At 45.2% G+C, this 14,017-nt stretch carries 17 protein-coding genes; all 17 read right to left on the bottom strand.

The genetic code is table 11. The annotated features are described in order from the left end of the window. Positions 1–7: 7 nt before the first annotated feature. Positions 8–643: a DUF4760 domain-containing protein gene (locus BK584_RS00290; RefSeq protein ID WP_078390730.1), complete on the bottom strand. Its 636-nt coding sequence runs from the start codon at positions 641–643 to the stop codon at positions 8–10. 70 nt (positions 644–713) lie between these two features. After that, positions 714–1,025 (bottom strand): hypothetical protein, encoded by a 312-nt coding sequence (locus BK584_RS00285; protein WP_078390729.1) that lies wholly within the window; start codon positions 1,023–1,025, stop codon positions 714–716. Positions 1,026–1,039: 14 nt separating this feature from the next. Beyond that, complete coding sequence (locus BK584_RS00280) at positions 1,040–2,953, bottom strand: polysaccharide deacetylase family protein (protein ID WP_078390728.1); 1,914 nt, start codon at positions 2,951–2,953, stop codon at positions 1,040–1,042. Positions 2,954–2,985: 32 nt separating this feature from the next. Then, positions 2,986–3,867 (bottom strand): phage tail family protein, encoded by an 882-nt coding sequence (locus BK584_RS00275; protein WP_078390727.1) that lies wholly within the window; start codon positions 3,865–3,867, stop codon positions 2,986–2,988. A 21-nt stretch (positions 3,868–3,888) separates the two neighbouring features. Then, positions 3,889–6,954 (bottom strand): phage tail tape measure protein, encoded by a 3,066-nt coding sequence (locus BK584_RS00270; RefSeq protein ID WP_078390726.1) that lies wholly within the window; start codon positions 6,952–6,954, stop codon positions 3,889–3,891. Then, positions 6,955–7,191: a hypothetical protein gene (locus tag BK584_RS00265; protein WP_078390725.1), complete on the bottom strand. Its 237-nt coding sequence runs from the start codon at positions 7,189–7,191 to the stop codon at positions 6,955–6,957. Positions 7,192–7,262: 71 nt separating this feature from the next. Beyond that, complete coding sequence (locus tag BK584_RS00260) at positions 7,263–7,652, bottom strand: hypothetical protein (protein WP_078390724.1); 390 nt, start codon at positions 7,650–7,652, stop codon at positions 7,263–7,265. Between the two features lie 32 nt (positions 7,653–7,684). Further along, complete coding sequence (locus BK584_RS00255; RefSeq protein ID WP_078390723.1) at positions 7,685–8,242, bottom strand: hypothetical protein; 558 nt, start codon at positions 8,240–8,242, stop codon at positions 7,685–7,687. Between the two features lie 20 nt (positions 8,243–8,262). Next, positions 8,263–8,646 carry a minor capsid protein gene (locus BK584_RS00250; RefSeq protein ID WP_078390722.1) on the bottom strand — a complete coding sequence of 128 codons (384 nt, stop codon included), beginning with the start codon at positions 8,644–8,646 and terminating at the stop codon, positions 8,263–8,265. Further along, a complete protein-coding gene (locus tag BK584_RS00245; protein WP_078390721.1) occupies positions 8,646–9,074 on the bottom strand; it encodes a hypothetical protein in 429 nt (142 codons plus the stop codon). The genes BK584_RS00250 and BK584_RS00245 overlap by 1 nt, the downstream gene beginning before the upstream one ends. Continuing rightward, on the bottom strand, positions 9,071–9,403 hold the full coding sequence (locus BK584_RS00240) for a hypothetical protein (RefSeq protein ID WP_078390720.1): 333 nt from the start codon (positions 9,401–9,403) through the stop codon (positions 9,071–9,073). The genes BK584_RS00245 and BK584_RS00240 overlap by 4 nt, the downstream gene beginning before the upstream one ends. Next, on the bottom strand, positions 9,403–9,807 hold the full coding sequence (locus tag BK584_RS00235) for a hypothetical protein (protein ID WP_078390719.1): 405 nt from the start codon (positions 9,805–9,807) through the stop codon (positions 9,403–9,405). Before BK584_RS00235 ends, BK584_RS00240 begins: the two co-directional genes overlap by 1 nt. A 12-nt stretch (positions 9,808–9,819) precedes the next feature. Beyond that, positions 9,820–10,020 carry a hypothetical protein gene (locus BK584_RS00230; RefSeq protein WP_078390718.1) on the bottom strand — a complete coding sequence of 67 codons (201 nt, stop codon included), beginning with the start codon at positions 10,018–10,020 and terminating at the stop codon, positions 9,820–9,822. A gap of 19 nt (positions 10,021–10,039) precedes the next feature. Beyond that, positions 10,040–10,948, bottom strand: a complete 909-nt coding sequence (locus BK584_RS00225; protein ID WP_078390717.1) for a major capsid protein — start codon at positions 10,946–10,948, stop codon at positions 10,040–10,042. Between the two features lie 41 nt (positions 10,949–10,989). Next, on the bottom strand, positions 10,990–11,481 hold the full coding sequence (locus BK584_RS00220; protein ID WP_078390716.1) for a hypothetical protein: 492 nt from the start codon (positions 11,479–11,481) through the stop codon (positions 10,990–10,992). Between the two features lie 83 nt (positions 11,482–11,564). Then, positions 11,565–12,530, bottom strand: coding sequence for a phage minor capsid protein (locus BK584_RS00215; protein WP_078390715.1), 966 nt, complete (start codon positions 12,528–12,530; stop codon positions 11,565–11,567). Further along, a complete protein-coding gene (locus BK584_RS00210; protein WP_281255777.1) occupies positions 12,517–14,016 on the bottom strand; it encodes a phage portal protein in 1,500 nt (499 codons plus the stop codon). The genes BK584_RS00215 and BK584_RS00210 overlap by 14 nt, the downstream gene beginning before the upstream one ends. Between the last annotated feature and the right edge of the window lies 1 nt (position 14,017).

Genomic DNA, 14,017 nt, shown 5'->3' with positions numbered 1-14,017 from the left:
CTCCAATTCATTTCACACCTATACTTTTTATGTTAGCCTCTGGAATTTGAGCTATGTTCTGATCTAATTTATCTCTAATATATTCCAGGTCTTCTTTTTTTAACTTTCCGCTCCATACTGAATATAACTCAATTAAATTCGAAAACTGATTTCTATCGCTTTTTCTATAATCACAAACTACTGGATAAAGAAACATAACAATGCTTGTGAAAGATGTTACGGTAGGTTTAAATGAGATCTCTTCATCAGCCAAACCACTAACTATTGCAGTACTAAAAAATTCTAGTCTATTCAGGACATCTAATGCGCCTAGTTCGGTAACTTGGAACACAAAGTTTTTGACTTCATCTGTTTCATGAGTTTTATCAGGTAAAAACCTATCGTTTAGTGTCGGCGATACTTTCGGGATGTCCTTCTCATCAAATACCACCATCATCTTATTTACTATAGGAATTATCGTTTTAGAAAAATCATCCATATATTCTAAACTTTTTTCAACCGCAGCTCTTTTATTTTTTGTCTCAATATCCTCTTTTAAAACCTTTAACTGCTTTAAGCCAAGCAAAAGTGTTACGATCATACCTATACCAGCTATGAAGTATAATATTTCAAAAACAGCTCTAATTACTTCAAAATTCGTCAAAAATATTCCCCCTTTTGTCTGTACTTACTTATTCGACAAAAAGAGGGAAATCCTTTACTTTCATTAAAATTTATACTGCTTTTGGAGCCAACTCCCTCAAAGGTTGACCTTGTTCAAATATATTCATTGCCCCACTATACTCCGGCAATTGCTTGATCAACGCATAGCCAATTTGAATAATGTCATACCCAGAGTTTTCATTAGAGACAAAGATTCTTGAAATCGAATCAACCAAGTTTGCTTTTGTCTCGTCCTGATAAATATCTATATCAATGGTGATCAAATCATGGGTAACAGATATTCTGTAAATCCTGTGGTATGCATTTTCAAAAGTAAGTTCCATACCGTAAACGGTCTTCGTATAAGGTTGAACGATTGCCATTATTCCCATCTCCTTTATTCGGCTGATGACCAGCTAGACCATCTATTGTTATCTAAATCCCAGTAACGAAATAACTCTTTTTTCTGCCTAGGAGCAACAAATTTTTGATATGAGTAATATTCCTCTGGGTCTCTATACACCTCAATTATGCCTGCATACGTAGATGGTAAGCCGTAATCAGCCGCGTCCATCATTCTCACTTTAAGTTGTATAATCTTCCGATACGGAAAATCAGTGATCGGTGCATTGTTTTCATAATCGTCAATCCGCGCAAAAAACTCAAAATCTTTCGCTGACCATTTGTTCCAAGTATTATTGGTTCGATTCCACGTTCGGTAAAAAACATGGTCTCTGTTAACAGCCGTAAATTTTTGATAGGAGTACGCTTCTTCAGGATCACGATACACTTCAATTTTTCCGTATATGCCACCAATGGATGTATCAGCAGTGATGTTATATTCACTAGCATCAACTTGTCTCACTTTGAGATGTATTACTTTGTTAATTGGAAAAGCGGTCATTGGTGCATTATTAGGATACTCACCAAAAAAGGCGAATTCATACCCGTTTGTTGTGTACCATTTCCCCCAAACCTTATTATTCCAATCCCATCTGCGATACCAAACACGATGCTCGGAACTTGTATAAACAGAGGTATACGTTTGATAAGAGTATTGATCCTCTGCATGTCTATACGTTGTAACTACACCTGGAACAGGATTAGGAAGATTATATGCTGCCATATCTGCAAGTCGCGAATGGTCAATTGTTATTTTCCTTGGCTCAAAATCAGTCATAGGTGCATTAGGTCTATACTCTTGGAAGGCAGCAATCTTCACTTTACCCAATTCATTTCCGTGAATTTTGCCATTGTGACAAATTGTAGTATTACCAAATTGAGCAAGGTTCCCAAACTCTTGAATACCTTTTTCTACTGTTACAAACTCATACCCTTGTGATAAAGCGTATTCTATAATCTCCCGAAGTTTATTTAAATCTAATCCACCGTATTGATCTACATGAGTCATTAAGACAACCCATGTATTCTGCCTTACCGCTTCATCGATTCTAGCTTTTACATCATTGGCGGTGTGTGGGGCATCGACACCTACACGGTTCATTCTATATTGATCAAATGGAGCTGAAATAACTCCACCACTAGTGACAAATGCACTATCAAAATACTGTCTTACTACATCACGTACTGCGGCATTTTGAGAACCAAACGGGTACACTAAATGACGATGATTCCAGCCAAGTCTACGTATGATATCTTGATTTGTTTTAAGCTCATGATGCATTTCTTCCACCGTCATATCTGTTAAACGATGATTAATATTGTGCGTATGAGTATGGCACACAAATTCAATGAGACCCTCTTCATACAACTCTCGCATCATTTCGTAAGACATAAAAGCACCATTCGGATTATATGCAGGCAGTCCAGGTATCGGAAACCCATGATTTCGATCAGTAATAACAGCAGATGTCATCTTTATGCGGTACTGCCTTAACAATGGAGCTAATTTGGTGTACACACCTTTGTGACCATCATCATCAACTAAGGTAATGTAACCTTTAGGTTTTTTATGATTGACTAAAGATGATTTAAATTTATTCTGCTCAGTATGTGCCAACTGCGCGGTAGTCTCCCCGTAATCCTTATCGAGCCTTGCCGGTAATGTCTCCGATACCTCTCCCGTTACTCCGTTCACTCGCGCCGCTTGCGTTTCCGCCGGCTGGTCGCCTTCCTTTAGGGATTCCGTCAACTGCTTCGCGGTTACATCCGACAGGTGAGACGATTTATCTGCGCTGTCTTTAGCTTCACGGCTCCGCGCGTCCGATTCCGTTGATAATTCGTGAATATCGTCAATATATTCGAGCCTCTGCGCCACTTGGCGATTCAAAGGCGTATTAATTTGCGCCATTTAGCCAGCTCCTTTACTTCGTATTTTTCCGCTTAGAAATATAAAAAGCGGAAGTCGAATTTAATTTCGAAACTCCCGCTCGTTCCCGTTATTCGTATATCGTTCCTGCCCGGCGCGAAGCGTAAATCCGCCCAGTTTGTTAGGTCTGTCACTGGCAACCCGTTAACTCGCGCAAATACTGTATCGATTACTAACGTGTCTCCCGTGCGAGTTGTCCCGCTATATCGCCAAACATCGCCAGTCGTCCGATTTTCTATCGTTAATCCGTTACTTGCGCCCGTATAGAAAATCTGATAAACCGGCGCGTTATTCGGGTCTAGCGTCACGTCTCCTAGATTGTAAATCGGAAACGATCGTGTGGAATGCGTATACGAAAAGTCTTCGTAAAGCGGCATATTGTCAGCAAACGACCAATCGTAGTCGAACGTCTGCGGATCGTCTAACGCGCCAATTGATTCGGCGAAACCGGAGGATACCGTGAAGGTAATCGTAAACTCCGCGGTCGATCCCTCTTGCGTAGGCGTAAACGCTTCGTCGACCGTAACCCGCCACTGTCTCGTAGGCATCGCGTCCTGTACGATATAAAACTCGGCATCCTTATATAACGCCTTATACAGTTCCTTTTCCGCGAGTGTATAATCGACTTCATTGAGCGCGTATAGTTCGCAGACAACGCGGATTTGACGCTCGTTTAAGTCCCGTCCCGTTACGGTGGCGCCCGGCTTACCTTGTATAGCGCGACGATAAACGGTGGGGTTCGGAGACTCAATACTAAAACTCCTGATCAGCGTAAAAAGGTCGGACGCCATATTAAGCATCGACCCATCATCGTATTTAATCGTGAAATTATCTTTTGTTGCTGGAACCTTTAATCGCTTATATACCGGCGCGAATATGTCGTGCTTATATTCCATTTGACTGCCCCTCCCCTCCGCTTACGTCCACCGATTCAGCCGATCGACGCCTTTCGCTTGATACTCGCTGACATAGGGTTCCATTTGTCTCGCTAGTTTCCGCATATTTACGTTCCCGTCTCCGTCCGCCTCTTTAATAGCGCGTTCGATTCCGCCGAGTAACCCCACCATCTGCGCGAAATAGGGCGAGTGATCCTTCGGTTGCTTTCCGCCCGTCTGCCCCGTTTGAAGCGTGCGGAACAAATTCGCCTGCTGACCCTCGGTGAGTACCATCTCATTGCGGAGAAGCCGAACGTCTACCTCGTTGAACAGCGGGGCCTCCGTCATCGCGTAGCCGAAGCGACCCGTTAAGTCCTCTTCCGCGCGACCTCCGTTGTGTAGTCGGTTAGACGGGATTAACGACGCCATCGATCCGCTACGGTAGCCGACGGGTCCGCCTTGGTGATTCGCAAACCGCGGATTACTCGAGAAGTCCGTTGATCTGTTCCGTCCGGCTTGGTTCCGCTTTTCGTTAATCGTGACATGCTTCGTGACCGGGCGGGTAGCGCGCGCTTCTAAATCCGCTATAGTGCCGTTGTCCGTGACGAGTACGTTTTTATTCGCGTCCTTGCCTAGCTCTTCGTTTTGTGCGCGCGCCTTTTCCGTACCTTCGTCTATCTTCGCGTTGGTGCCAGATTGGGCTTCCGTCTTAGAGTCAATATTCGTTTTACCTTGCTTATGCTGCGAGTTAATCTGATCGAGGTCGGACTGCTCCTGCTGTAGTTTCTCGTTGATCTCTAGTTGAACGCCGGAAATACCCTCTAATTCTCGTTTCGCGCGCTCGTATTCGTTAATATTGGCTTGACGCCTCGCTATTTCTTCATTGACTTCCCCATTTATGTCGCCTTGTTCGGCTCGAATATTTTCTAATTCAGTGAGTTGTTCCTGCTCTTTCCCTATGGCTTCGTTGATTAGCTCAATTCCATCTTCTCGGGTTCCGTTAATCCCTATTTCAGATAAGACAACCCCCGCCAGAGTCGCATCGATCTCGTCAAGTTGTCCTAACTGTAATTCGACCGCAGCCAGTTGTTCTTGTTTTTCTAGCAAGATGTTGTGTTCTTCGGCGCGGTTATCCAGGAGCTTCTGCTTGCTCTCTTCTAATTTAATTAAATGTGATTCTAGCCGGTTTTTCTGTAATGTGTCATGTTCAGCTTCCGCCGTGACTATTTGCCCTTTAGTATCTAATATCTCCGCGTCTAGCTCCGCAAGTCGGTCGGTCGTCTCGACTACAGCTTCTTGATGACCCGCTATTTCTTCGGTTAATGATTTACGCGTTTCTAAGTTCTCCGCGTAATTAGCTTCCGCAATAATACGTTGATTTTCGAGCTCTAGTCGGATAGCTGTGCGCTGCTCCTCGTTATAATCCCGTAAATTATCCGTCCCATCTAAGATGGCGTTACCGTGATCGGTTATAGCCGTGGAAGCGTCGGGAAGAACCGCCACTAGATCGTTATTTAATCCGACCATCTCGTTAAGTTCGTCGTTGGAAAGCCCAGACTTTTCCGCTAGTTTCTCCTGCTCGTCCTTTAATAGCGTTATTTTATCCGGATCAATCTCGTTTGCAATTCGCGTATTATAGTCCATAAAGATGCCGAACTCTTCGTTAGTAAGTTGCGTTTTACCGCGAAGCTCATCGTAGCGATCGATCTGCCCACGCAAAGCCGCTTCTGACTCGATCATAGCCTCCGCATTGTCGAGGTTAACTTCGGTCATCTTGTTGGCTTCTACGTTGTATGCAATCACCGCACCAGCCAATAGAGAGATTCCCGTTATTAACCAACCCGCGGGTCCCATTGATACGAACAATCCTTTTATTGCCCCCGCCAGCTTAATTAACGTAGTAGTCGCTAAAGCAATGCCCGCCGAAGCTGCTCCGAAATTAAGCGCCATTGAAATTAGTTCCGGGTTTAAGTCGCCCGCCCAACGCATTACGTCCGTTCCTGATTCGATAATACTACGCACAGCCGGGAGGTATTCGTTACCAATCGAAATGCCGACCTCTTCTAGCGCGGATTTAAACTCCTTGAACGCACCATTTACCGTGTCGTTTTGTACGCGCGCCATCTCTTCGGCTGTACCCGCGGAATCAGTTAACGCCTGTGAGTAACTTGCCAGGTCGTCCTCTCCAACTTCTAGCAACGCTAAAAAGCCTGATGTGGCTTCTCGTCCGACTAATTGCGCCGCCGTTTGTGTCTTCTGTGCGTCGGTCATACCGTCCATTTTGTCGCCGATGTGACCCATTAATTCCGGTAAAGGTTTCATGGCGCCGTCCGCGTTTGTTACTTCGATTCCGAGGTCTTCCATCGCTTTTACCGTCTGACCCGTCGGATTCGCGAGTGATAAAAACATCGCGCGGAGTGTGGTACCTGCCTGTGATCCGCTTATGCCGGCGTCGCCCATTTTACCGATAGCCGTCGCGGTGTCCTCCATCGATATACCTAGCGCGTTTGATACCGGTGCGACCATCTTCATCGCTTCGCCGAGTCTCGGAAGATCGGTATTCGCGGTTGTCATCGTTTTAGTTAAAATATCGACCGCTGTACCGGTTTCAGACGCTTCCCATCCGAACCCACTCATGATATTCGAGACTATATCCGCTGACTGTCCGAGGTCAATTTGAGCTGCCGATGCCAAGCTTAATACACCCGGTAATGACGCTATTGCATCGTTTACTGTAAAGCCTGCCATCGAAAGGTATTGAAGTGCTTCCGATGCTTCCGACGCGCTAAACGTCGTGGTTGCTCCTGCGTCTCGGGCAGCCGACTCTAACCGCTGCATCTCCTCGGCAGACGCTCCCGTAATAGCCGCCACTCGCGCCATAGACGATTCGAAGTCCGCCGCTATCTTTACGCTTGCGCCGATGCCCGCCACAGCCGCTCCGCCCATAATTGCGGCGCCTTTCTGTACGAGGTCTAGCGACGTTCGCAGTCGATCCGCGGAACTGGCGCCGTCTTCCATGTCTTTGCGGGCTTGTTGCATACCTCGTTGAAACTCTGCTGACTCCAACGTTAATTTTGCCTTTATTTCTCCCGCATTTGCACCTGCCATTTAATTTCCTCCTCTCCCTAACCCGCTGACTAACGCACGGGCTTCTTCGAATTTCTCGCGATCGAACCGTTGGTCTTGTGGTTTGATCCCCGCTTCTCTCGATAACTCGCGCCTGTGTTTCGTATAACCTTCGTCGTCCAACCCTCGGTTGTTCGTTGCTAATCGAGATTGCTCTGCGCGTAATTGGTTAATTGCGTTCGTTTTACGTTTAATGGCGATTATCTCCGGCAGATCCACGAAGTAATAGGAGGTTTCTATTTCTTCTTGCGTTTTATCGAGAATGACCGCGGCGTCCCGTAGCCAATCGTTTACTGTGTATTGCCCTCCGTCGTTTCCGGCAGAAGGCTTTTCACGTTTTTTACTGTCTTCGCAAAATCGTTCTTTTTAACCGTAGCTACTAGATAATCTAATACTTCGTTAACGCCGACTTCCGTTTCAAGATACTCGCGATCTATCTCGCTAAGGATTTCGACGATGCCGTACAGTTGGTCGATTGTCATATCTAACGCGGTGAGCGCTGACTGATAATAATGTTCGGGTGGCGCCACGATTAGCGAGAAGATAACCCCCGGTAGTGTTGAAATGACTTCTTGCATTTGCCTGTATTTGCGGTAGTTCAGCTTTGGTACCTCGACTTCTTTTTCGCCGAGCATAAGGTAACCGTTGCCGCGTGATCTAAATAATGATTTAACGTCCATATTCGCGCCTCCTCAATAAGAAAAGACGAGGGTTATTCGCCCCCGCCGCCACTGCCTTCGTCTTCAATTGATGTGTCGCCGAACTGTACGAGCAAGCCGCCTTTTTCGGTATCCACGTAAGCCATAAACGTAATGTTCGCGATCCGTTCGTTGTCGCTATCGTACGTATACTCAACGTTAGCCATCGCGCCCGCAAGCGGAATCGTAACCCAGTCGTTTTCCGTCGTATCCGGATCAGTCGGCTTGATAACGAGGGGTTTCGCGTTAGCCAATAGGTCATAACCCGCGAGCCCCGTAATGCTTAGTAGCTTCTTATCTCCCGATTCTTTATACGTGCTGTTCGGCATGACTGCGCCTAGTTTCTTAAGATCATTTAAAGCGAAAGGAACCGTCACCTGCGCTGTTAATCCCTTAACGATCGACTTGACCGGCGTGTCTCCGTATTGATCTACGGTAGTGTCTTTCTGCGTGTACGTCAGCGTAAGCGTAATGCCGCCTTTTGTGATTTCGTATTTAGATAGATCCGCGCCTTCTCCGTACTCTGCAATCGCCGGACCGATCGGCACGTTAATGCCTTTTTTCTCCGCCATAGTTTCGTAGCCCCCTAAGTTTACGGTCGTATAACCGTGTTAAAATTCATCGAATAAATCGGTTGGTTGTTGTCGTCTGCTCCGATATAAAAAGGCGCTGAACCCACCGGTCGAATAATCGATAGTGAGTCCGCGCCTATTTTCACGTCTTTTCTGTTCGCTAATGCGTTAAATATTTCGTATGCTCGCGCCTCTGCTTCGGGATCTCCGTTTACTTCTCCGCGGACTAGTAGTTGGAACGATGGCGCTTTTTTCCCCGTCCATTCATCGACTCCCCCGCCCGGATGAATCGTCACCGACACACATTTCGCGGGTACGTACTCGTTTGCCGGCGGCAACTTATTCGCGTAATACTGACCGGGGATCTCCGCGCGGATAAACGCCATTAAATCCATAACGCGCATTAATCTAACGCCCCCTTCACGCCTTCTGCGATCTGACGTAAAATCCGGTCGCGCTCGCCTTCAAGCGGTCGACTTAAATACTTCGAGCCTACCGGATAACCGTCGGAACCGCCCGCGCTGGACGACAAAGGTCCGAGCGAGGTCATAAACTCATGCGTCCACAGGGCGTAGTTGAAGCGACCGTATCCGCTGCTGCTTTCAATAGCGGTAAATGTAATCTCTCCGACTAAGGAGCCCGCGCGGCCTTTGACTGTCTTTTTAATGTCTTTTCGAAGCGTTCCGGACTTTACTGGCGCTATGTTTGTGGCGATTCTGGCGATGTCATCGATGCCGTCCCATAAACGCTCCTCCGCAACCTTTTGCGCTTTCTTTCCGGATAAATCGAGGCGGCTGAACATACTAGAAGCGTCCCACTCGAAATTACTCATATGAACACCTCCGTTAAGATCGGACGTCCAACATGATTTCGCTTAATATTGATTTCCTTCGGCTTTCTAGTCATCGTTATTCCGAGCTCATTTATTAAACTAATATCATCGTTGTACCCAATGTCCTGTAGCTTATCGAACAAAACTTTCGCAACGCTTATCGCTGTTTCATTAGTAACTACTCCGCCAGATCTTGAAGCAATGATACGAGAACCTTCGTCATAACGACATTTCAACGGGTAGCTTTCAGAGGGCGTCTGATTCCCCCACTCATTGACTCCGCCGGGTTTAGTAATAACAGCAGTTTGTTTCAATGGTACAACCGCCACTAAATCACCGTCCTTCCGACTCGTCTGCGTGTGGTCAAATCCACTCCGTTAGCCTCGCCCACTAACTCATATACGTCTGCGGTAATAAATTCAGAGGGCGCAATCCCTCCCGGAGTTTTAACGTTATTCTCTTTAAACGTAAAAGACGCCACTCCCGTAATAGAGAATGACGCCACCCCGTGCTGCTGCAATTTATTCGTATCATTGTAAATTAACGCCAATAAAGCAGCAAAATGATAAATAGCTGTATTTGGAACGTCGTACTTTCGGAACTTACGCTTTAACGTGGTTTCAGAGACTTTTAAAAAGCTCGTTTTTTGTTGTTGGTCAGCGTCTTGCCAATCGTCACGATCTAATACATTTAATTGAATATATTCATCTGCCGCGGTGAGTTCTAATGGCATATCGTACCTCCTTTATTTTTTTGAGGAGGCAGACTTGCGCTTAGATGACGCTTTTTTAGGCTTATCCTCCGGCTTAGTTACGTCCTCATACCCGTATTCTTTTAAAAGTTGGTTCAGAATTTTTTTGTCTGTTGTTTCTCCTGTACCATTTGTAAATAACACTCCGGCAGTGACGCCGGAGTACGTTTTATTAGGAGTTGCGATTTTAAACAAGAATCCTACCCCCCTAATTTTATTGAGATTTAAGAATACCGCTTAGGCGCGCTGCTGCTCTTGGGTGGAATACCGCCATGCCTGTATACCATTCGACGCGTGTTCTATAAACAGGCTTTTCGTTTAACTCACCGAGGTCGCGAACACTAATACCGCCATTTTGAAGGCCAGAAACGAACTCCTCTGGACCGAATTTAACTGCATAGATTGAGCCCGTATTTTCAGATGAGCCAGTCACTTCGTTAAATCCAAGAATGTCTTTACCTTCGTTGTCTTGTTCAATCGTGCGAACCGGAACTCCGTAGTACGCTTTTACTGCGTTACCAAAGTTGTCGGCTGTGTCCGTATAATGAGATGAACTGCGTAAGAGTGCATTCATTTGACGTCGCATTGATTTTGAAACAAACAACGCATCCGGTGTGCCCTCTACCGCATCGATAAGCTCATCGAGCATGTCTTGAGTTAATTGACCGCCATCTTCTCCGGCAAGAATATTTTGATTGCCTGTAATACGTTTTTTGAAACCATCGAAGCCTAAAGGAGTAACACCTGTGTCTCCATTGAACAATTGATTAGTAATTGCTAAGCCTAGTGCTTTAACTTTCTTCGCATCATGCACAGCTCGAACATCATTGATATTTGAACGAGTTTGAACTAAGAAGCGGTCTACGTCTGAATCTCCACCAGCAATTACCAAACTCTCAGAGGCTTGGTTAATAATTCCAGTAGACTCTTCGTAACCTTCATTCACCCCACGAAAGCCGATGCCCGGTAATACCCCTTCTTGGTTATACGCGTAAGCATTACCCTGAACGTCCATCCACGGCATAAGCTCCAAAATTGCAGAACTACGCGCGAAAGTCTCAATTACTCCACGCTGAAGCGTATCTTGTGATAATTTTGCTGATTCTGTTAATGTAAGTGCCATTAATTAATCTCCCCTTTGTGTTTGTAAGTAAAAGTGTATTTCTATTTCTTTTGCCCGTAACCCCGAGCCAACAATTGATTAGGATTTAAGTTTTCTATACTTTGCATGTTGTCTGCTTTTGGGTTAGTAGACTGCCCGATCGGTGTCTCTGATTTAACTTTTGCCGCATTAGCTTTTACTGCCTTAGCAAGCCATTCATATTGCTCCTTTTTCCCTAAATTAGATGGGATTAGTTCGCGAAAACTCTCTGGTAGTTCTTCTGTCTTTTGCTCAATAAGTGTAGAAAGAAGTCCCTCGTATTCTTGTGATTTCGCGGAATGCTCATCAAACTGTGCGGCTTTTGCTTTAATATCTTCATAGTCAGCGAATTTCTTTTTCTCGCGGCTTAATCGATCAGCAATAAGCGCATTTACTTCTTCTTGCGTGAACGTTTTTGTTTCGTCTGGTTTATTCCCCGGTTCCTCAACCGTAACTTGCTCGTCCACCACTTCCGTCACCTCTGTACTTTCTACCTGTGTTTCTTCTAATGGCATATCATACCTCCGCCGTTTTAAGCCCGTCGGCTATTAAGTTACTGACCGTAGCTTTTTACGCCTTCAACGTTTGGGCCTTATGATTACATAAAAATAAGACCACTATCTGCGTTAAACAGATCGTCGTCTATATTAGGATTACGTTGTCCAGTTGCTAGAGCTTGCTTCGCTATACTATCCTGCTCTAAGGCGTGTCTTCGAATATCCTCCGGCAGTAGCATTGGATCGCGAATTACAGAATAAGAATGTCGGCAATTTGGATGAAAAATCTGCCCGGACGCTTTTAACTCGTCGATAGTCGGGTAAGGTCCCGGAGCATCAGCCGTAAGTTTGACGATAGATCCTTCATGGAATCTGCAAGCGTCAATAGCGCCGTGGCTCGAAATAACTGCGTAAAGAGCGCCGCGCATAATACCTTCGTTCCTATTAGCCTCGTCATAAGCGTCGAAAAGTTTAGTTCTAGTTGCCATATCAACGTAGTGAGTCGGACTCCAACGACGACCACCCGCGTCTATAATGCCCGTGTTTAATGAATCTCCCAGCTCTAGTCGAAGTTTCGAAAGAATGTCCGATCTAATACCTTTTCGTCCGTTTATTCCCGCTGCCATGTTTTCTCGCATTGATTCTGCCGTTACGGATCGTATAGCAGTTCTCGTTTTTCTATTGATATTCTGCGTAACGGCTAACAAAGACTGTTGCGTATCTGAAATTGCCGCAGCTACCATGTTTTCGTTTGGTCGATTAAAACTGGCGAGTTTTCGTGCTTCATCAATAGACTTCGCTTCACCAAGCGTTATAATGGCGCGCTCAATACCTTGCTGCGCTGCTAACGGAATATTCTCGTCTGCCCACTTACGACCTTCCGCATCAAGCTTCTTTAAAGTTCGCGTAATGTTTGCGAGAGCTGCCACGGATTGCTGACGGGACATATTCGATACATCAAGACGGTCTAATTCGCGCAATACTTTCTGTGCCCCAGCCTGATAAGCGGATCTAATTCGGTTGACTTCCGCATTGTAGCGAGGCTTCGGCGAATTATATTGCGTCATCTGCTAACTCCGCTTTCTTAACGACGGGTTCCGCCGCGTATGGATCACCTTCGGTTAATGCCGGGACAACTCCGTCGAAGATCTGTTCTTCAGCACGCATACGCTCGATCTCTAAATCGGCTTTATCCTCCGTCATTCCGTATGTTTCCATTAATACCGTCTTAATAGAGATAGTTGCCCTACCTGCGGTTCTAATCTGACTAACAACCGCCATTTCTTTTTCGTCAGTAGGTAAACCGTCACGGAAAATAATCTTAGGTCTTCGGGCTTCATAGTTTGCAGCGTCTCCTAGCTGTTCCTTCTCAAGGAGTTGCGCAATATATAGAACCTGCTTTAAACCGGCTTCAAAATACTGTCTCTTACGCTTAATTTTGGCAATAAGTGTATTCATGCGCGCTAAAATAGCCGATCCAGAAGATCCGCTTGTTCCGCTATTGCCTTTGCCTAGTGCTACTGGTGGTAGTTCGGCGTTTGTTAGTACTTGATCGATTAATAAGTCCAAGTGTTTGAAGGCAGATTCAATTTGCCCGTTCCAAGTAATATATTGAGGCATTATCTCATCTTTACTGATTTCAATTGCTTTATCTCTTGCCACATTAAAAATTGGGCTTCCATCTTCATCCTCACCTAACATTCCATCAGGTATAGCGATAGCGGGGTCAGAGTGCTTGTCTAAAATTAATCCTATTTTAGATAGTCGGCGATTAATCTGCTCAAATAAATTTATGTGCTCACTTAAGTCGTCTACCCCTTCCCAAGATTCAACTTCTGCGCTATTCGGTATATGAACAACAAGAGGAAAAGGAACGCCCGTTATAACGTCTTCTCTCGGGTCTTTTAGTTCTCTCTGAATCTTCCAAAGCACAACTTTATTCTCTGTTGAAGAAGTAGAAAGGACGGAGATATCAAAAGTAGCGTACGTTATCTTTCCGGGTAAGTGCGTTTCAACATCTAGTATATATACTCTGTTTATCTCGTCGACGCAACGTGGTATTGCAATGTGATACGCGAATATTTTTTTGTTGTTGCTCGGCAGAGATTGAGGAAAAACGTATGTTGGATTTTGTGATTCAATGAATATACGAAATGGATCGTTTCCACTTTCGACCAAACCCTCAAATTCTTGCCCCCACCGCACTTTAAAGAAAGCATCTCCTCTATACGCGTTGGATACTGCCGATTCATAACATTGGCGGTTTAAATCGTTACTATCAACTAGTCGCTCTAAAACTTTTTGTTCTTCGGCATAATCAGTACTACCCGCAGAGTAACTCGGCGCATCTCCGAAAAGAAAGTCGGCTGCCTTTCTGCATATTAGACCGGGCAGGTTTGTAGTGGTGTAAACTTCGCTCATTTGTTCATAGTCATAACTAAATTGTTTGAATATATCGTAGTGATCACCCTTAAATAACTTCTCGTTGATTCGATAGCGCTCTATACGGTCTTCGTGTTCTACCGGCGGAAAATATTCGCCTTCTTTAAAAATA

Origin of the sequence: Shouchella patagoniensis, assembly GCF_002019705.1 — a bacterium.
Classification (GTDB): domain Bacteria; phylum Bacillota; class Bacilli; order Bacillales; family Bacillaceae_D; genus Shouchella; species Shouchella patagoniensis.
Note: the sequence above shows the minus strand (reverse complement) of the source record. Positions and strands in the feature narration are given on the sequence as shown.